The organism is Pseudoduganella lutea (assembly GCF_004209755.1).
GTDB lineage: Bacteria > Pseudomonadota > Gammaproteobacteria > Burkholderiales > Burkholderiaceae_D > Rugamonas > Rugamonas lutea.
The window spans coordinates 3,672,145-3,692,072 of record NZ_CP035913.1; the positions used below are offsets into that span (position 1 = coordinate 3,672,145).

The 19,928-nt window shown below is 63.9% G+C and carries 16 protein-coding genes; all 16 read left to right on the forward strand.

Annotation, left to right across the window (positions count from 1 at the left end; all coding sequences use genetic code 11):
- Window positions 1–175 precede the first annotated feature (175 nt).
- Entirely contained in the window at window positions 176–757 is a 582-nt protein-coding gene (grpE, locus tag EWM63_RS15555; RefSeq protein ID WP_130187347.1) for a nucleotide exchange factor GrpE, read from the forward strand.
- An 80-nt stretch (window positions 758–837) separates the two neighbouring features.
- Complete coding sequence (dnaK, locus tag EWM63_RS15560) at window positions 838–2,790, forward strand: molecular chaperone DnaK (RefSeq protein ID WP_130187348.1); 1,953 nt, start codon at window positions 838–840, stop codon at window positions 2,788–2,790.
- 258 nt (window positions 2,791–3,048) lie between these two features.
- On the forward strand, window positions 3,049–4,173 hold the full coding sequence (gene dnaJ / locus EWM63_RS15565; RefSeq protein WP_130187349.1) for a molecular chaperone DnaJ: 1,125 nt from the start codon (window positions 3,049–3,051) through the stop codon (window positions 4,171–4,173).
- A 156-nt stretch (window positions 4,174–4,329) separates the two neighbouring features.
- Window positions 4,330–4,998 carry a carbonate dehydratase gene (gene can / locus EWM63_RS15570; RefSeq protein ID WP_130187350.1) on the forward strand — a complete coding sequence of 223 codons (669 nt, stop codon included), beginning with the start codon at window positions 4,330–4,332 and terminating at the stop codon, window positions 4,996–4,998.
- Between the two features lie 258 nt (window positions 4,999–5,256).
- Complete coding sequence (locus tag EWM63_RS15575) at window positions 5,257–6,486, forward strand: putative DNA modification/repair radical SAM protein (protein WP_130190402.1); 1,230 nt, start codon at window positions 5,257–5,259, stop codon at window positions 6,484–6,486.
- Between the two features lie 164 nt (window positions 6,487–6,650).
- Complete coding sequence (locus EWM63_RS15580) at window positions 6,651–8,195, forward strand: UdgX family uracil-DNA binding protein (RefSeq protein ID WP_130190403.1); 1,545 nt, start codon at window positions 6,651–6,653, stop codon at window positions 8,193–8,195.
- 139 nt (window positions 8,196–8,334) lie between these two features.
- The gene (locus EWM63_RS15585; RefSeq protein WP_130187351.1) at window positions 8,335–9,234 is read left to right on the forward strand and encodes a TauD/TfdA dioxygenase family protein; all 900 of its coding nucleotides are present in this window, start codon (window positions 8,335–8,337) and stop codon (window positions 9,232–9,234) included.
- 20 nt (window positions 9,235–9,254) lie between these two features.
- A complete protein-coding gene (locus EWM63_RS15590) occupies window positions 9,255–10,250 on the forward strand; it encodes an ABC transporter substrate-binding protein (RefSeq protein WP_130187352.1) in 996 nt (331 codons plus the stop codon).
- A gap of 1 nt (window position 10,251) precedes the next feature.
- On the forward strand, window positions 10,252–11,088 hold the full coding sequence (locus tag EWM63_RS15595; protein WP_130187353.1) for an ABC transporter ATP-binding protein: 837 nt from the start codon (window positions 10,252–10,254) through the stop codon (window positions 11,086–11,088).
- The gene (locus EWM63_RS15600) at window positions 11,085–11,960 is read left to right on the forward strand and encodes an ABC transporter permease (RefSeq protein WP_130187354.1); all 876 of its coding nucleotides are present in this window, start codon (window positions 11,085–11,087) and stop codon (window positions 11,958–11,960) included. The genes EWM63_RS15595 and EWM63_RS15600 overlap by 4 nt, the downstream gene beginning before the upstream one ends.
- A gap of 382 nt (window positions 11,961–12,342) precedes the next feature.
- On the forward strand, window positions 12,343–12,942 hold the full coding sequence (locus tag EWM63_RS15605; RefSeq protein ID WP_130187355.1) for an ANTAR domain-containing response regulator: 600 nt from the start codon (window positions 12,343–12,345) through the stop codon (window positions 12,940–12,942).
- Between the two features lie 33 nt (window positions 12,943–12,975).
- Window positions 12,976–14,121, forward strand: coding sequence for a CmpA/NrtA family ABC transporter substrate-binding protein (locus EWM63_RS15610; RefSeq protein WP_130187356.1), 1,146 nt, complete (start codon window positions 12,976–12,978; stop codon window positions 14,119–14,121).
- 308 nt (window positions 14,122–14,429) lie between these two features.
- Window positions 14,430–15,743: an MFS transporter gene (locus EWM63_RS15615; RefSeq protein ID WP_130187357.1), complete on the forward strand. Its 1,314-nt coding sequence runs from the start codon at window positions 14,430–14,432 to the stop codon at window positions 15,741–15,743.
- Between the two features lie 41 nt (window positions 15,744–15,784).
- Window positions 15,785–18,310: a nitrite reductase large subunit NirB gene (nirB, locus tag EWM63_RS15620; protein WP_130187358.1), complete on the forward strand. Its 2,526-nt coding sequence runs from the start codon at window positions 15,785–15,787 to the stop codon at window positions 18,308–18,310.
- A gap of 44 nt (window positions 18,311–18,354) precedes the next feature.
- Window positions 18,355–18,705: a nitrite reductase small subunit NirD gene (gene nirD, locus EWM63_RS15625; RefSeq protein WP_130187359.1), complete on the forward strand. Its 351-nt coding sequence runs from the start codon at window positions 18,355–18,357 to the stop codon at window positions 18,703–18,705.
- Window positions 18,706–18,715: 10 nt separating this feature from the next.
- A complete protein-coding gene (locus EWM63_RS15630) occupies window positions 18,716–19,921 on the forward strand; it encodes an NAD(P)/FAD-dependent oxidoreductase (protein WP_130187360.1) in 1,206 nt (401 codons plus the stop codon).
- Window positions 19,922–19,928: the final 7 nt, after the last annotated feature.

The following is a 19,928-nucleotide window of genomic DNA, read 5'->3' on the forward strand; positions in this document are numbered from 1 at the left end:
ATAACAGGTTGTCGGGCCACGCCCGGCCATGATTTGCCAGCCGTTTGTCAAGCGCTGTCCGAACAAAGGGTTTGTTTCAACGCCATAAATCCCTTGAAATAGTAGGGGATAGCCCCAGATTCGGCCAGTGCAGCAAGGGCAATGTCAAACAAACACGATTTTCAGGAGTCAAACGATGCAAGACCAGGAAAACCAGGCCAGCCAGAATCCCGAGGAATTGCAACAGGATGCCCAAGCGCAGCAACAGGCGTCGCAGCAGCAGCCTTCGCAGCAGGCTCCTTTCGAGTCCGCAGCCAATCCGAGCCTGGAAGAGCAACTGTCCGCCGCGGAAGCCAAGCTGGCTGAAATGCATGACGCCTTCATGCGCGCCAAGGCCGAGGGCGACAATATCCGCCGCCGTGCCCAGGATGACGTGGCCAAGGCCCACAAGTTCGCCGTCGAGAGCTTCGCCGAGGCGCTGCTGCCGGTGAAGGACAGCCTGGAAATGGCACTGAAGGTGGAAGCGCCATCCATCGAGTCGCTGAAGGAAGGCGTGGAAATGACGCTCAAGCAGCTGACCTCCGCGTTTGAACGCAACAAGCTGCTCGAAGTGGTGCCTGCCGCCGGCGACAAGCTGGACCCGAACCGTCACCAGGCCGTGGCCATGGTGCCGGCCGAGCAGGAAGCCAATACCGTCGTTGCCGTACTGCAAAAGGGTTACACGATCGCGGACCGCCTGTTGCGCCCCGCCATCGTCACGGCTGCCCAGCCGAAGTGATCGCAAGCACTTGAAAAGCAAGAGCTTTTCCGCATATAAGACTTATTCAGAAACTAATCCGTTACGAGGAAGAACAAACCATGGGCAAAATGATCGGTATCGACCTGGGCACCACCAACTCCTGCGTCGCCATCATGGAAAATGGCCAGCCGAAGGTCATTGAAAACGCCGAAGGCGCGCGCACCACGCCTTCCATCATCGCTTACCAGGAAGACGGCGAGATCCTGGTCGGTGCGCCGGCCAAGCGCCAGGCAGTCACCAACCCGAAGAACACGCTGTTCGCCGTGAAGCGCCTGATCGGCCGCAAGTACGAAGAGAAAGAAGTGCAGAAGGACATCGCGCTGATGCCTTACACGATCAACAAGGCTGACAACGGCGATGCCTGGATCAGCGTGCGCGACAAGAAACTGGCGCCGCCGCAGATCTCCGCCGAAGTGCTGCGCAAGATGAAGAAGACCGCCGAGGACTACCTGGGCGAGGAAGTCACGGAAGCCGTGATCACCGTGCCGGCCTACTTCAACGACTCGCAGCGCCAGGCCACCAAGGACGCCGGCCGTATCGCCGGCCTGGACGTGAAGCGCATCATCAACGAGCCGACCGCGGCCGCGCTGGCGTTCGGCCTGGACAAGACCGAAAAGGGCGATCGCAAGATCGCCGTGTATGACCTGGGTGGCGGCACGTTCGACGTGTCGATCATCGAGATCGCCGACGTGGATGGCGAAAAGCAGTTCGAAGTGCTGTCGACCAACGGCGACACGTTCCTGGGCGGCGAAGACTTCGACCAGCGCGTGATCGACTACATCATCGAAGAGTTCAAGAAGATCAACGGCCTGGACCTGAAGAAGGACCCGATCGCCCTGCAGCGCATCAAGGCTTCGGCCGAGCGCGCGAAGATCGAACTGTCGTCGGCGCAGCAGACCGAGATCAACGAGCCGTACATCGCCATGGCGAACGGCGCGCCGGTCCACCTGAACCTGAAGATCACCCGCGCCAAGCTGGAATCGCTGGTCGAGGAACTGGTCGCCAAGACGATCGAACCGTGCCGCATCGCCATCAAGGATGCGGGCGTGAAGGTCTCCGACATCGACGACATCATCCTGGTCGGCGGCATGACCCGCATGCCGAAGGTGCAGGAAAAGGTGAAGGAGTTCTTCGGCAAGGATCCGCGCAAGGACGTCAACCCGGATGAAGCCGTGGCCGTGGGCGCCGCGATCCAGGGCTCCGTGCTGTCGGGCGAGCGCAAGGACCTGCTGCTGCTGGACGTGACCCCGCTGTCCCTGGGTATCGAAACCCTGGGCGGCGTGATGACGAAGATGATCCACAAGAACACCACGATCCCGACCAAGTTCGCGCAAGTGTTCTCGACGGCCGACGACAACCAGCCCGCGGTGACCATCAAGGTCTACCAGGGCGAGCGTGAGATCGCCGCCGGCAACAAGGCGCTGGGCGAGTTCAACCTGGAAGGCATCCCGCCGGCATCGCGCGGTACGCCGCAGATCGAAGTGACCTTCGACATCGACGCCAACGGCATCCTGCACGTGGGCGCGAAAGACAAGGCCACCGGCAAGGAAAACAAGATCACCATCAAGGCCAACTCCGGTCTGTCGGAAGAGGAAATCCAGAAGATGGTGAAGGATGCCGAACTGAATGCCGAAGAAGACAAGAAGGTGAAGGAGCTGGCCGAGTCCCGCAACCAGGCCGACGCGCTGGTGCACTCCACCAAGAAGTCGCTGACCGAGTATGGCGACAAGCTGGGTGCCGACGAGAAGGCCAAGATCGAAGCCGCGATCACCGACCTGGAAGGCGAGATCAAGTCCGGCGACAAGGCCACGATCGACTCCAAGGTTGCCGCGCTGACCGAAGCCGCGCAGAAGCTGGGCGAGAAGATGTACGCCGACATGCAGGCGCAGCAGGCTGCGGCCGGCGGCGGCGCGGATGCGGGTGCTGGCCAGCAGGCTGGCGGCGCGGACAACCGCGCGCAGCAGGACGATGTTGTCGATGCCGACTTCAAGGAAGTCAAAGACAACAAGTAATCCGGCGCGTGCCGTCAAGACCGGCCAGGAGCATCCGGCGCATCCAAGCGCCGGGCGCTCCCGGTCCCGCCGAGCGGAGCGGCCGTAGCACGGTGCCCGCTCGGCGTTTTTGCATAATCGGCAGGGTTTTGAGGTTGTTTCACAACGCCAATGTTGCCCGGATCGTCGGGCGGTGGCGGCAGTGGCGGCCGCAGGTAGCGACAACCCCGTCGTCCTGCTACAGTCTCCCTTCTATACAGTTCAGTTAGGTGCCTGCATATGGCAAAGCGTGATTTTTACGAGATTCTCGGCCTGGCAAAAAATGCCTCGGAAGACGAGATCAAGAAGGCTTATCGCAAGCTTGCGATGAAGTACCACCCGGATCGCAACCCGGACAACAAAGAGGCGGAAGAGAAGTTCAAGGAAGTCAAGGAAGCCTACGAGATGCTGACCAATCCGGAAAAGCGCGAGGCGTATGACCGCTATGGTCACGCCGGCGTGGATCCGAACATGGGCGGCGGCGGCTTTGGCGGCGCCGGTGGCTTTGGCGATGCCTTCGGCGACATCTTCGGCGATATCTTCGGCGGTGGCGGTGGCCGGCGCGGCGGTGGCCCGCAGGTGTACCGCGGCGCCGACCTGCGCTACAACCTCGAGATCACGCTGGAGCAGGCCGCGCACGGCTTCGACACGACGATCCGCGTGCCGGCCTGGGACAAGTGCGATTCGTGCCACGGCTCGGGCGCCAAGCCGGGCACGTCGCCGGTCACCTGCTCGACTTGCGGCGGCCATGGCCAGGTGCGCATGCAGCAGGGCTTCTTCAGCATCCAGCAAACCTGCCCGAAGTGCCACGGCACCGGCAAGATCATTCCGGAACCGTGCCCTGCGTGCTCGGGCGCTGGCCGCATCAAGCGCAACAAGACGCTGGAAGTGAAGATCCCGGCGGGCATCGACAACGGCATGCGCATCCGCTCGTCCGGCAACGGCGAGCCGGGAACGAATGGCGGGCCGCCGGGCGACCTGTATGTGGAAATCCACATCAAGGCGCACCCGGTGTTCCAGCGCGAAGGCGACGACCTGCACTGCGAAATGCCGATCTCGTTCGCGAAAGCGGCACTGGGCGGTGAAATCGAAGTGCCCACGCTGTCCGGCAAGGTGTCGTTCACCGTGCCCGAAGGAACGCAGTCCGGCAAGACGTTCCGCCTGAAGGGCAAGGGCGTGAAAGGCGTGCGCTCCGGCTACCCGGGCGACCTGTTCTGCCACGTGGCCGTTGAAACGCCGGTCAAGCTGACCGACAAGCAGAAGGAACTGCTGCGTGAATTCGAACGTGCCACGGTCGAAGGTGGGTCCAAGCACAGTCCGCAATCGAAGGGCTGGATGGACAAGGTGAAGGATTTTTTTGAATAAGCTTTTGGGAGCGGGCGAAAGCCTGCGCCAAGAGACCGCTACCAAAAAAGTACGTTCGGCCGACAGCACCCGGATCGGGTAAACTGGCAGCTGATTCTACGGCCGCCGCGTTGCAAGGCAGCAACCGGCGGCCTTGTTACGTCTGAAAGGAGCATCATGAACGATACCAAGCCCTCCGACCTGCGGGAACTCCTCAACAACAACCGCCGCTGGGCCGACTCGATGGTCCAGCGCGACCCCGAGTTTTTCCACCGCCTCGCCAACCAGGCGTCGCCGGAATACCTGTGGATCGGCTGTTCGGACAGCCGCGTCCCCGCAAACGAACTGCTCGGCCTGCTGCCGGGCGATGTGTTCGTGCACCGTAACATCGCCAACGTCGTTGTCCACTCCGACCTGAACTGCCTCTCCGTGCTGCAGTTCGCGATCGAAGTGCTAAAGGTGAAACACGTGATCATCGTGGGCCACTATGGCTGCAAGGGCGTGCATGCCGCGCTGACCGGCGCCCGCGTGGGCCTCGTCGACAACTGGCTGCGCCACGTGCAGGACGTGAGCCAGAAGCACGAGCGCTACCTGGGCAGCGTGCTCGACGAGCGCGTGCGCAGCGAAAAGCTCGTGGAGCTGAACGTGGTGGAGCAGGTCGTCAACGTGTGCTCGACGACCATCGTGCAGGACGCCTGGGACCGCGGCCAGCAATTGTCCGTGCATGGCTGGGTCTACGGCATCAATGACGGCCACCTGCTCGACCTGGAAATGACGATCAGCGAACTGCCCCAGCTGCAAACCAGGCTGAAAGACCGGCTGGCCAACCGCTACAGCGCCGCCTGAAGAAAAGCCAGCGTCAAAAATTGGGGACGGACCCTGTTTTCCAGGAAATTTCTTGGAAAACAGGGTCCGTCCCTATTTTTGTATTTGTGAGCCCGCACACGCTATGTGCTCGGCAATATTGCCCGGAAAATGGAGACGTACCCCATTTTCCGGGCAACTTTTGCCTGAACCGCGGCTGACCCGCTAATCACCGCTGCTTGTACCGTGTCCTGAACAGGCTTCCGTTATACTGTATATCTGTACAGTTGGGTGCCAATGATGGAGCTGAACGACAAGCTGGAAATCCTCGCCGATGCGGCGAAATACGATGCCTCCTGCGCCAGCAGCGGTGCGCCGAAGCGTTCGTCCGAGGGCAAGGATGGGCTGGGCGCCACCAATGGCATGGGCATCTGCCACAGCTATACGCCGGATGGCCGTTGCGTCTCGCTGCTGAAGATCCTGCTGACGAATTTCTGCGTCTACGATTGCCAGTATTGCGTCAACCGCCGCACGTCGAACGTGCCGCGGGCCCGTTTCACCGTGCAGGAAGTGGTGAAGCTCACCGTCGATTTTTACCTGCGTAACTACATCGATGGCCTGTTCCTCAGTTCGGGCATCATCCAGTCCGCCGACTACACGATGGAGCAGCTGGTCGCCGTGGCGCGCGAATTGCGCGAGGTGCACCAGTTCCGCGGCTACATCCATTTAAAAACGATTCCCGATGCCGACCCGGCCCTGATCGAAGCGGCCGGCCGCTATGCCGACCGCCTTTCCGTCAACATCGAATTGCCCACGCAGGACAGCGTGCAAAGGCTGGCGCCGGAAAAGAACGTCCACACGATCAAGCTGGCGATGGGCAATATCCGCCTGAAGCTGGACGAGAAGGAAAACGAGCCGAAGGCACCGAAGTTCGCGCCGGCCGGCCAGAGCACGCAGATGATCGTGGGCGCCGATGCCAGCGACGATGCGCGCATCCTCACCACGGCCGAAACGCTGTACGGCAGCTACAAGCTCAAGCGCGTCTACTACAGCGCGTTCAGTCCGATTCCCGAAAGCCCGAAGAGCGTGCCGCTGGCACCGCCGCCGCTGCTGCGCGAGCATCGGCTGTACCAGGCCGACTTCCTGTTGCGCAGCTATGGCTTCCAGGCGAAGGAACTGTTGCCGGATTCCGGCAACCTGCCACTCGACATCGACCCGAAGCTGGCCTGGGCACTGACCCATCGCGAGCATTTTCCGATGGACCTGAACCGCGCCGAGCCCCAGATGATCGCGCGCATTCCGGGCATCGGCATCCGCAACGCGCAGCGCATCGTCGAGTTGCGCCGCATGCGGCAGGTGCGGTGGGCCGATCTCGCGCGCCTGCGTTGCAGCATGAAGAAGGTGGCGCCGTTCATCGTCACCGCCGACTACCGCCCGGCGCAGGACACCACGCCATCGGACACACTGCGCAAAGCCATGGCCGACGTGCCGCAGCAGATGGCGCTGTTCCCCGAGCTGCAGGCGGCATGACGAACCAGCGGGACGTGGGGGCGCAGGTACTGTCCGGCCAGCCCGTGGTGGTCACGTCGTTCGGCGAGTGGCGGGCCGCCGCGCGGGATCTGATCGTGCGCCGCATCCCGCCCGAATACGTACAATGGGTCATGCAGGATGGCGGCGGAGACCTGCTGAGTGCAATGCCTCCAACGGCTGTAGGTGAGCTGGTGAATGACTCGGGAAGCAAGGTAGTAAAGGAAGTTGAAGTAGCAAGTGCAGTTGAAGTAGCAAGTGCAGTTGAAGTTGAAGTTGAAGTTGAAGTTGAAGTTGAAGCAGCAAGTGCAGTTGAAGTAGCAAGTGAAGCAGGAAGCAAGGCAGTAACCGAGTCAGCAAGTGAAACAGCAAGTAAGTTGGCCAGTGAGGAAACTCATAACCCCGATGAGCGATCGGACCCGCCGCCCTCGAATTTCCAGCCAGGCGCGCAGCCGCGTATCTCCCGCAAGCTGATGGAGATGCTGCAAGGCGCCGCCTGCTATCGCGCCCACGACCGCTGGGCCTTTCTGTACCGCGTGCTGTGGCGCTGGCACAGTGGCGAACACGACGTCATCTCGATGGCCGACGTCGATGGCACCCGCCTGCACCACATGGTTCGCGCGGCGCGGCACGAGGAACACGACATGCATGCCTACCTGCGCTTTCGCGAGCGCCCCGAGGAAGCGGGCGCGCCCCGTTTCGTTGCCTGGTTTGAACCTGCGCATGATGTGCTGCCGCAGGTTGCCCAGCATTTCGCAAAACGCATGGGCAAGACAAGCTGGATGATCGCCACGCCCGAAGCCACCGTGCTGTGGGACGGCGCCAGGCTGCATACCGGCGAAGCGCTGGCGCGCAGCGCGGCGGACTTCGACGATGCCGGCGAATCGTTGTGGCTCACCTACTATCGCAGCATCTTCAATCCCGCTCGCCTGAATGCGGACATCATGCACGGCCATATCCGCCAGCGGTTCTGGAAGAACCTGCCCGAAGCGGCGGTGGTGCCGCACATGGTCACGCAGGCCGCGGCCGGCGCGCGCAAGGTGGGGCAGCTCGATACCGTCGGCAAGCGTGGCGGCACCACCATTCCAATTTCTTCCGAAAAGGCGGCGCCCGAGCGCCAGCAACCGAGTTCGCTCGACGAGTGCCGCCGCTGCGACCTGTGGCAGAACGCCACGCAGGCCGTGGCGGGGCAGGGCGCCCGCCGCGCGAAGATCATGCTGGTGGGCGAACAGCCGGGCGACCAGGAAGACCTGGCCGGCAAACCATTCGTGGGCCCGGCCGGCGACCTGCTCGACAAGGCGATGGATGAAGCGGCACTCGACCGCCGCACGGTGTATGTGACCAACGCCGTCAAGCACTTCAAATGGGAACCGCGCGGCAAGCGCCGCCTGCACAAGACGCCCGCGCAAAAGGAAGTGATGGCCTGCCGCTACTGGCTCGAAACGGAACTGGAAACCGTGGCGCCCGATGTTCTCGTGGCACTCGGGAGCACGGCGCTGAAATCGATCCTGCAGACCGGCAGCGTGACGATGAAGGACTACATGGGCGCGCCGTTCGAGCATGAAGGGCGCTGGGTCGTGGTCACGTATCACCCCGCCTACGCGCTGCGGGTGCCCGACCGCGAGTCGCGCCAGGCGGCGTTCGCGGCGATCGTCGAGGCATTGAAAACGGCGCAGCAACTGGCCAGCGGCGGCACCGCGCCAGGCTTGTAAAAACCGCATATCGATATCAAAAAGCATTCGTTTTCATCATGATGCGCGAGGCCTAGACTGGCTTCACTCGTTCGATACCGTGGCCGTGGAAAGCGCGGTGCCGGGCGAGCTTCCGACCCCGTCAGCTGGAGCGCATCACATGTCCGCAGTATTGAGTGCTGTTGTAGAGAATGCAGTTTCCCCGGATGGCACCCTGCGCATTCGCCCGTTCGAAGGCCCCGTTGGCGCTGAAGTGATTGGCCTCGGCCTGGCACAGCCGCTCTCCCGCAAAGCCCTGTTGCAACTGCATGCCGCCCACCTCGAACACCATGTACTGGTGTTCCGGGACCAGCGCATCACGCCGCAACAGCAGGTGAATTTTTCCCGCCTGTTCGGTCCCTTGCAAATTCATGTGCTGAGAAATTTCCAGCTGGCGGGGCACCCGGAAGTCCTCGTCGTGTCGAACGTCGTTGAAGACGGCAAGCCGATCGGTCTCGGCGACGCCGGCCATTTCTGGCACTCCGACCTGTCGTACAAGGAAAAGCCCAGCCTGGGCTCGATGCTGCACGCGCAGGAATTGCCGGCGCAAGGCGGCGACACGCTGTTCGCCAACATGCACCTGGCCTGGGACACGCTGCCCGAGGCGGTAAAAAGCCAGGTCCGCTACGCCAGGGCGGAACACAGCTACCTGAAGCAGTATTCCGAACTCCAGCGCCGCAGCCCCTGGCGCCCGAACCTCACGCAGGCGCAGATCGATGAAGTGAAACCGGTCGTGCATCCGGTGGTGCGCACGCACCCTGAAACGGGGCGCCAGGCGCTGTTCGTCAGCGAGCATTTCACCACGCGGATCGTCGGCATTCCCGAAGATGAAAGCGCCTCGCTGCTCAAGGAGCTGTTCGCGCACAGCGTGCGGCCCGAGCATGTGTACCGCCACCAGTGGCAGCCGCACGACATGGTGTTCTGGGATAACCGCTCGCTGATGCACCTGGCCGCCGGCTGCCCGGCCGACCAGCGCCGCAAGCTGTATCGCACCACCATCGAAGGCGACGTGCCTTACTGACACCTACCAGAACAGAGACAATGAAACCACTGAAGATCGCCGCAGGCGCGCTTGCGCTCGTCCTCGCCACGGGCGCCCATGCCGAAGGCACCATCCGCATCGCCCAGCAATTCGGCATTCCGTTCCTGATACTGAACATCGCCCAGGAGCAGAAGCTCATCGAAAAATACGCCAAGCAGAACGGCGTGGACGTGAAGGTCGAATGGACGCAGCTCTCGGGCGGCGCGGCCATCAACGATGCGCTGCTGGCAGGCAGCGTCGACATCGCCGGCGCCGGCGTCGGTCCGCTGATCACCGTCTGGGACCGTACGAAGGGGCGCCAGAACGTGAAGGGCGTGGCATCGCTGGGCAGCTTCCCGTACTACCTGGTCACCAACAACCCGAAAGTAAAATCGATCGCGGACTTCACCGAGAAGGACCGCATCGCACTGCCTGCCGTCACGGTCTCCGTGCAATCGCGCATCCTGCAACTGGCGGCGGCGCAGAAATGGGGCGACAAGGAATTCGCCCGGCTGGACAAGTTCACGCAGACGCTGCCGCACCCCGATGCCGCCGCGGCCATCATTTCAAATGGCACCGAGATCACGACCCACTTCGCCACGCCACCGTTCCAGGAGCAGGAACTGGCCCAGAACCCGAATGCCCGCGTGATCCTGAAATCGTATGAAGTGCTGGGCGGTCCGTCATCGGCCACGCTGCTGTACGCCACCGAGAAATACCGCAAGCAGAACCCGAAGACGCTGCGCTCCTTCGTGCAGGCACTGGCCGAGGCGGCCGACTACGCGGCAAAGAACCCGGAAGGCGCGGCCGACATCTACCTGAAGGCGAACAAGAGCAGTATCGATCGCGCCCTGCTCGTGAAGATCTTCAGGAACCCCGAAGTGCAGTTCAACATCGCGCCACAGAACACGCTGAAGATCGCGCAGTTCATGCACCGCGTGGGCGCCGTGAAGAACAAGCCGGCCACGTGGCGCGATTACTTCTTTGAAGAGCCGCTGGTGGCGAAGGGGAGCTGACATGGCACCGCTGCAGGTCGTTCGCCCTTCCTCGCCCCCGGGCGCGCTGCTGAGCGCCCGCGGCGTCACCCTCGAATACCGCAGCGGCGGCAATGCCGTGCGTGCCACGCAAGGCGTCGACTTCGACGTGTTCGCCGGTGACCGCTTCGTGCTGCTGGGGCCTTCCGGCTGCGGCAAGTCGTCGCTGCTCAAGGCCGTCGGCGGCTTCATCGAACCCGCCGCGGGCACGATCACGCTGAACGGCCAGGCCATCACGAAGCCGGGGCCGGACCGCATCTGCGTCTTCCAGGAATTCGACCAGCTGCCGCCATGGAAGACGGTGCTGGAAAACGTGATGTTCCCGCTGCTGGCGTCGAAAAGCTGCGGCCGCGCCGAAGCCCGGGAACGCGCGCGCCACTGGATCGCCCGCGTGGGACTGGACCGTTTCGAGAACGCGTACCCGCACACGCTGTCCGGCGGCATGAAGCAGCGCGTGGCCATTGCCCGCGCGCTGGCGATGCAACCGGCCGTGCTGCTGATGGACGAGCCCTTCGCCGCGCTCGACGCCCTCACGCGTCGCACGATGCAGGAAGAGCTGACGAAACTGTGGGAGGAATCGCCGTTCACGCTGCTGTTCGTCACCCACTCGATCGAGGAAGCGCTGGTGGTCGGCAACCGCATCCTGCTGCTGTCGCCGCATCCGGGCCGCGTGCGCGCGGAGCTGAACAGCCACCAGTTCGGCTTGCACAGCGGTGGCGGCGCCGAATTCCAGCAGGCCGCGCAGCGCATCCACCAGCTGCTGTTCGGCCAATCCCCGGCGGCGCAGCCCGCCCATGACGATGAAAGGATCGCCCTGTGAGCAATCTGGCCCCACCGATCCGGCAAGAGTTTCAATATGACCTGGCGCCCGCCGCGCCGGCATCGCTGCAGCGGCGGCTCCCGCTGGTGCAGCGCCTGTGGCAGCAGGGCTGGCTGCGCAAGACCGTGGTGCTCGCGGTGCTGGCGCTGCTGTGGGAACTGGCCGCGCGCTGGCAGGACAACGACCTGCTGTTGCCCACGTTCGTGCAGACGGCGCGCGCTTTCTTCGAAGGCCTCGCCAACGGCGAGCTGGTCGAGAAAATCCACGTTTCGCTGACCGTGCTGGTGCAGGGCTACGTGGCCGGCATCGCCCTGGCGTTCGTGCTGACCGCGCTGGCCGTCTCCACGCGCCTGGGTCGCGACCTGCTGGAAACGCTCGTCGCCATGTTCAATCCGCTGCCGGCCATCGCGCTGCTGCCACTGGCCATGTTGTGGCTGGGCCTCGGCAACGCCAGCCTCGTGTTCGTCATCGTGCATGCGGTGCTCTGGCCGCTCGCGCTGGGCACCTACGCCGGCTTCCAGTCCGTGCCGGCCACGCTGCGCATGGCGGGCCGCAATTATGGGCTCGGCGGGCTGCCGTTCGTCATCCAGATCCTGGTGCCCGCTGCGCTGCCGGCGATCGTGTCCGGACTGAAGATCGGCTGGGCCTTTGCTTGGCGCACGCTGATCGCCGCGGAACTTGTGTTCGGCGCCTCGTCCGGCAAGGGTGGCCTGGGCTGGTACATCTTCCAGAACCGCAACGAGCTGTATACGGACAAGGTCTTTGCCGGCCTGGCGGCCGTGATCCTGATCGGGCTCGCCGTCGAACACCTGCTGTTCGCCGCGCTCGAGCGCACTACCGTGCAGAAGTGGGGCATGCGTTCAAATAGTTGAGGGTCTGTTCCTAATGCCGTTCGGTTAGCGGAATTCGACCTAGCTCGCGACGCTAGCGTATTGGTGGCTTCACAGGGGTTTCGTGGAGCCTGCTCCACGCCTGGGAAGCGGTGATGGCATGCATGCCATCACTCCTCCCGGACACCGGTTTATGGTGTCGGACCGCTGCGGCGGACCGACCGGTTTTCGCATGATGTCGCCGATTTCCTGAACGGAAAACCGGTGTCCGACACATTTTCCGGATAAAGCGCCCGGAAAAAATGTCCGACACCAAGCATGCTAGTGCCAACCCAAATGGTCACGTCGCTTTAACTGAACGGCATTAGGAACTGTCCCGGGTTTTGCTCACCACTCTGGCACATTTATTGCTCTGCAATAGGGCATGAGCCGTCATCTCCGCATCGTCGTAGTTCACCCTCCTCACGAAAGTGATGCGTCGCTGCGTGCCGCCGCGCTGCACGAAGGCCTTCACGAGGCCGGATACGAGCTGGTGGCATCGCTGCCGGCCGATTTTCATCTGCCCGAGGAGATCGCCCGCCTGCAGCCGGACATGATCATCGTCGATGCCGAGTCCGATGCGCGCGACGTGCTGGAACACATCGTCGTGGCCACCCGCGACGAGCGCCGCCCCATCGTCATGTTCACAGAGGACGACAAGCAGTCGTCGATGGACGCGGCGATGGAGGCGGGCGTCTCGGCCTACATCGTCGCCGGCCTGAAGCCGGAGCGCATCAAGCCGGTGCTCAGCGTGGCGCTGGCGCGCTTTCGCAAGGAGCAGAAGCTGCTGGACGAGCTGCAGGACACGAAACTCAAGCTGGCCGAGCGCAAGGTCGTCGACCGTGCCAAGGGCCTCCTGATGAGCCGCCACGGCATGACGGAGGAGCAGGCCTACCAGCGCCTGCGGACGATGGCGATGAACAAGAACCTGAAGCTGGCCGAGATCGCCCAGCGGATACTGGATGTGGAGGACTTGCTGGGTTGACGCGCTGTCAATGCGCACCTGGCCGGAGCAGTCATGCAAATCGAAAAAACAACCGTCAACATAGGCTTCAACCCGCTGACCGACTGCGCCTCGGTCGTCATGGCATCGATGCTGGGCTTCGACGAGAAGCACGGCATCCGCATCGTGCTGTCCCGCGAAACGTCGTGGGCCGGCGTGCGCGACAAGCTGATGACCGGCGAACTCGATGCCGCGCACGCCCTGTATGGCCTTGTCTACGGCACCCAGCTGGGCATCGGCGCGCAGCCGCGCGACATGGCCGTGCTGATGAACCTGAACCGCAACGGGCAGGCCATCACGCTGTCGCGCCGCCTGGCGGAGCAGGGCGCCACCGATGGCGCGTCGCTGGCCACGTTGATGGCCAGGGACGTTGGCGAGCCCCGGCGCAAGTATGTCTTTGCCCAGACTTTCCCGACCGGCACGCATGCGATGTGGCTGTATTACTGGCTCGCCGCCCATGGCATCCATCCCATGCAGGACGTGCGGGCGATCACCGTGCCGCCATCGCAGATGGTCTACAACCTGGCCGAGGGCCATATGGACGGCTTCTGCGCCGGCGATCCCTGGGGCCACCAGGCCGTCATCGACGGCGTCGGCGTCACCGCCGCGGCCAGCCAGGAGATCTGGCCCGACCACCCCGAGAAAGTGCTGGGTGCCTCCCTCGACTTCGTCCAGGCGCACCCGAACACGTGCCGCGCGCTGATCGCCGCCGTGCTGGAGGCCAGCCGGTGGATCGACGCGAGCGATGAAAACCGCCGCGCCACGGCCGAAATCATCGCCGCCGTGCCGTTCGTGAACACCGACAAGGCGGCGATCCTGCCCCGCATGCTGGGCCGCTACGACAATGGCATCGGCCGCGAGTGGCAAGACGAGCACCCCATGTGCTTCCACCAGGATGGCCAGGCGAACTACCCGTGGCTGTCGGACGGCATGTGGTTCATGACCCAGTTCCGCCGCTGGGGGCTGCTGAAAACCGACCCGGATTACCAGGCGGTGGCGCAGTCCGTCACCCAGCTGCGGCTGTACCGCGAGGCGGCCGAATTGGCCGGCGTGGCAGTGCCGGCCGGCGTGCTGCGCAGCTCGACGCTGGTCGATGGCCACACCTGGGATGGCACGGACCCGGCCCGCTACGCGGCCTCCTTTGCCATCCACCAGCGCTGAACGCTGCATTGCACCATAAGCGGGCGGCGCTGCACCGCAAACTTGCACGCCGCTCCCCATTTGCCTCCCCAATCCCCCGCGTCGCTGCGTCGCTCCCTCTGTAACGAGCTGATAAGACAGCTGGCACGCCTCTTGCAAAGTACAGGGCAAGAGGTCAATGACGATCTCCCGAACATTGCATGGCCGTCCCAATGGCGGGGCGGCATCAGGACAACGGCGTCCGAGCAGTACTCACGAAACATGTTTTCGCGGGACTGCCCGGGCGCCTTTTTTTTTGCTTTGTAGCCTACAACAACAGGGATCACAAAATGACCAGCGACCTGACCCGCAAAGCTGACAGCATCAAGCTCTTCTCGCTTGCCACGCCGCAGATGCGTGCATTCCACCTGGCGTGGCTGGCGTTCTTCGCCTGCTTCTTCGCCTGGTTCGCCTGCGCCCCGCTGATGCCGGTGATCAAAGGCGAATTCGGCCTGACGGCCGCACAAATCGCCAACATCAACATCGCCGCAGTGGCGATCACGATCGTGGTGCGCATGATCATCGGTCCGATGTGCGACCGTTACGGCCCACGCAAGGCCCACACCGCGCTGCTGATCTTCGGCTCGATCCCCGTGTTTGGCGTGGCCGCATCGCAAAGCTACGAGAGCTTCCTGTTCTTCCGCATGCTGATCGGTGCGATCGGCGCCAGCTTCGTCATCACCCAGTACCACACGTCGGTGATGTTCGGCCCGCGCGTGGTGGGTACCGCCAACGCGGCCACCGCGGGCTGGGGCAATGCGGGCGGCGGTGTCACGCAAGCCACCATGCCGCTGATCCTGGCCGCGATCCTGATGCTGGGCGTGTCGGAAACGATGGGCTGGCGCCTCGCGCTGATCGTGCCGGGCGTGCTGATGATCGTCGTGGGCGCGCTGTACTGGAAGTTCACGCAGGATTGCCCGCAAGGTAACTACGCCGAGCTGCGCAAGGCGGGCATCGAACTTGAAGGCGGCAAGAAGGGCGGCTGGGAAAGCTTCAAGCTGGCCGCCGCGAACTATCGCGTCTGGCTGCTGTTCATCACGTATGGCGCCTGCTTCGGCGTGGAACTGTTCATCCACAACGTGGCCGCCACCTACTACGTCGACCAGTTCGACATGTCGCTGAAACAGGCCGGCCTGGCCGCCGGCAGCTTCGGCCTGCTGGCACTGTTTGCCCGTGCCCTGGGCGGCATCGTGTCCGACAAGATGGCCCTGCGCGGCAGCCTGAATGCCCGCGTCACGCTGCTGTTCATCCTGATGCTGGGCGAAGGCGCTGGCCTGATCTGGTTCGCCAAGGCCGATACCGCCACGGTCGCCATCTTCGCCATGCTGTCCTTCGGCATGTGCGTGCACATGGCCTGCGGCGCCACCTACGCGCTGGTGCCGTTCATCGACAAGCGGGCGCTGGGTGGTGTCACCGGCATCATCGGCGCGGGCGGCAATGTGGGTGCCGTCGCCGCCGGCTTCCTGATGAAGGGCGTGGGCAGCACGCAGCAGACGCTGTCGATCCTGGGCTTCCTGGTGCTGATCTCGGCCGCCTGCGCCATCGCGCTGCGGTTCTCGGCCGCCACCAACGAAGAACATGCGCTGGCCCGCGCCGCCGCCTGATTTGAACATTGAATACTGATTACTGAGTCCCGGAGCACAAAATGAAAATCGTCGTCATCGGTCATGGCATGGTTGGCCACAAATTCCTCGAAAGCCTGGCGGACAATCCCGTCGCCGACATGCATGTCACGGTGCTGTGCGAAGAACCACGGCCGGCCTACGACCGCGTGCACCTGTCGGAATTCTTCAGCGGCAAGAGCGCGGACGACCTGTCGCTGGTGAAGCCGGGCTTCTTCGATCGTTCCGACATGGTGCTGCGCCTGAATGCGCGCGCCGAGTCGATCGACCTGCAAGGCAAGACGGTGACCGCCAGCACCGGCGAAGTGCTCCCTTACGACAAGCTCGTCATGGCCACCGGGTCCTTCCCGTTCGTGCCGCCGATCGAAGGCCGCGACCGCAAGGACTGCTTCGTCTACCGCACCATCGAAGACCTGGAAGGCATGGCCGAAGCGGGCGCGCGCCTGAAGACGGGTGTCGTCATCGGCGGTGGCCTGCTGGGCCTGGAATGCGCGAAAGCGCTGCGCGACCTGGGCCTGATCACGCACGTGGTCGAATTCGCGCCGCGCCTGATGGCCGTGCAGGTCGACGATGGCGGTGGCCGCATCCTGCGCAACAAGATCGCCGAACTGGGCGTAACCGTCCACACGGGCAAGAACACCACCGCCATCGTCGATGGCGAAGAGGGCGCCCACCGCATGCAGTTCGCCGACGGCACGCACCTGGACGTGGACATGATCGTGTTCTCCGCCGGCATTCGCCCGCGCGACCAGCTGGCCAAGGAAGCCGGCCTGGCCGTGGGCCCGCGCGGCGGCATCACGATCGACAACCAGTGCCGCACCTCCGATCCGGATGTGTACGCGATCGGCGAATGCGCGCTGTGGAACGGCATGATCTACGGCCTCGTCGCGCCGGGCTACGACATGGCCCGCGTGGTGGCGAAGCAGCTGTCTGGCCAGGCCGCCGAATTCGCCGGCGCCGACATGAGCACGAAGCTGAAGCTGATGGGCGTGGACGTGGCCTCGATCGGCGACCCGCACGGCAAGGTGGAAGGCGCGCGCAGCTACCAGTTCACCGACGAGCGCAAGCAGGTCTACAAGAAGATCGTCGTGTCCGATTGCGGCAAGTACCTGCTGGGCGGCGTGATGGTCGGCGACGCCGGCGAATACGGCACGCTGCTGCAGATGATGCTGAACCGGATCGAGCTGCCCGAGTCGCCCGAATTCCTGATCCTGCCGCAATCCGATGGCAAGGCGAAACCGGGCCTGGGCGTGGATTCGCTGCCGGACGCCGCGCAGATCTGCTCGTGCAACAACGTGACCAAGGGCGCGATCTGCGCCGCGGTGGCAGACGGCGCCACGTCGATCGGTGCGCTGAAGAGCTGCACCAACGCCGGCACCTCGTGCGGCGGCTGCGTGCCGCTGGTCACGCAGGTCATGAAGGCCGAGATGAAGAAGCAGGGCATGGATGTCAACAACCATGTCTGCGAACACTTCCCGCACTCGCGCCAGGAACTGTTCCACATCATCCGCGCCGGCAATATCAAGACCTTCGACGAACTGCTGGCCCAGCATGGCAAGGGCCTCGGTTGCGACGTTTGCAAGCCGCTGGCCGGCTCGATCCTGGCCACGTGCTGGAACGATTTCGTGCTGAAGAAGGAACACGCCAGCCTGCAGGACACGAACGACTACTACCTGGGCAACATCCAGAAGGATGGCACGTACTCGGTGGTGCCGCGCATGCCGGGTGGCGAAGTGACGCCCGACGGCCTGATCGCCGTGGGCCAGGTGGCCAAGAAATATGGCCTGTACACCAAGATCACGGGCGGCCAGCGCGTCGACCTGTTCGGTGCCCGCGTCGATGAACTGCCATCGATCTGGGAAGAGCTGATCGCCGCCGGCTTCGAGACCGGTCACGCCTACGGCAAGTCGCTGCGCACCGTGAAGTCGTGCGTGGGTTCCACCTGGTGCCGCTATGGCGTGGACGACAGCGTGGGCCTGGCGATCGAACTGGAGAACCGCTACAAGGGCCTGCGCACGCCGCACAAGATCAAGTTCGGCGTATCGGGTTGCACCCGCGAGTGCGCCGAGGCGCAAGGCAAGGACGTGGGCATCATCGCCACCGAAAAGGGCTGGAACCTGTACGTGTGCGGCAACGGCGGCATGAAGCCGCGCCACGCCGAACTGTTCGCCTCCGACCTGGACAAGGAAACGCTGATCAAGTACGTCGACCGCTTCCTGATGTTCTACAGCCGCACGGCCGACCGCCTGCAGCGCACCAGCACGTGGCGCGACAACCTGGAAGGCGGCCTGGAATACCTGCAGGACGTGGTCATCAACGACAAGCTCGAACTGGCTGCCGAACTGGAAGCGGACATGCAGCGCGTGGTCGATACCTACCTCTGCGAGTGGAAGGAAGCCGTGAACAATCCGGAAACGCGCGCCCGCTTCCGTCACTTCGTCAACAGCGAGAAGAAGGACGAGAACGTGGTGTTCATCGAGGAGCGTGGCCAGATCCGGCCCGCCACCGTGCAGGAAAAGAAGCGCGTCATTCCCATCAAAGCCGCTTGATCGAGTTGTCGAAATCAAACCTGAACAGCTGACTAGGAGCCATCATGAAACGTGAAAACGAAGCCGCCAACTGGACCGCGATCTGCGGCGTGGAAGACATCGTGCCGAACACCGGCGTGTGCGCCCTGCTGAACAACGAGCAGGTGGCCGTGTTCCGCCTGCATGACGGCACCGACACGCGTGTGTTCGCCATCGGGAACTACGATCCGAACTCGGAAGCGTCCGTGCTGTCGCGCGGCCTGGTGGGCAGCCTGGGCGAGCGCCTCGTCGTGGCTTCGCCGATCTACAAGCACCATTTTGACCTGCAGACGGGCGAATGCCTGGAAGCGCCGGAAAACTCGGTACCCACCTGGCCGGCACGGATCGAAGCCGGCAAGGTATGGGTCGGGGCCTGAGGCAGACATCATGAAACCCGCCCTGGTCGTCATCGGCAACGGCATGGCCGGCATGCGCACGGTCGAGGAGCTGCTCGCGCTGGCCCCCGACCTGTACGAGATCACCGTGTTCGGCGCCGAACCGCACGGCAACTACAACCGAATCCTGCTGTCACCCGTGCTGGCCGGCGAAAAGTCGGTCGACGACATCATGCTCAACACGCGCGAATGGTATGACGCGAACGGCATCACGCTGCACGCCGGCGACCCGGTGGTGCACATCGACCGCCGCCGCCGCATCGTGCGTGCGCAGTCCGGCCATGAAGTGCGCTATGACCGGCTGCTGATTGCGACCGGGTCGAAGCCGTTCATCATTCCCGTGCCGGGCCACGAGCTGCCCGGCGTGCTGGCGTTTCGCGATATCGCCGACGTCGAGGGCATGATGGCCGCCGCGCGCGACCACAAGCACGCCGTCGTCATCGGCGGTGGCCTGCTGGGGCTGGAGGCCGCCAACGGCCTGCTGAAGCAGGGCATGGCGGTCACGGTGGTGCACGTGACTGATGCGCTGATGAACCAGCAGCTCGACAAGCCGGCCGCGCAACTGCTGCAGCGCGCGCTCGAGGCACGCGGCCTCACATTCATGCTGGAAGCGCAGACCGCCGAGATCGTCGGCCCCGACCGCGTCACAGCCGTGCGCTTCAAGGATGGCACCGAAATCCCGGCGGACCTGGTGGTGATGACGGCCGGCGTACGCCCGAACATCGAGCTGGCGAAATCGGCCGGCCTGCATTGCGAGCGGGCCATCGTGGTCGACGACACGCTGCAATCGTACGATCCGCGCGTGTACGCGGTGGGCGAGTGCGTGCAGCACCGCCGTGCCACGTTCGGCCTCGTCGCGCCGATCTGGGAGCAGGCCAAGGTCTGCGCCGCCCACCTGGCCGGCGCCGGCCACCGCCGCTATGTGCAGCAGGCGTCGCCCACGCGGCTGAAAGTGACCGGCATCGAGCTGTATTCGGTGGGCGACTTCATCGGCGCCGAAGGCAGCGAAGACCTGGTGCTGCGCGACGCCCGCCGCGGCGTCTATAAACGGCTGGTGCTGGATGGTCCGTGCCTGGTGGGCGCCGTGCTGTATGGCGACGTGCAGGACGGGCCGTGGTATTTCGACCTGATCCAGCGCGGCGCCGACATCAGCGCGATGCGCCACCAGCTGCTGTTCGGCCCCGCGCTCGCCGCATAAAATCTCA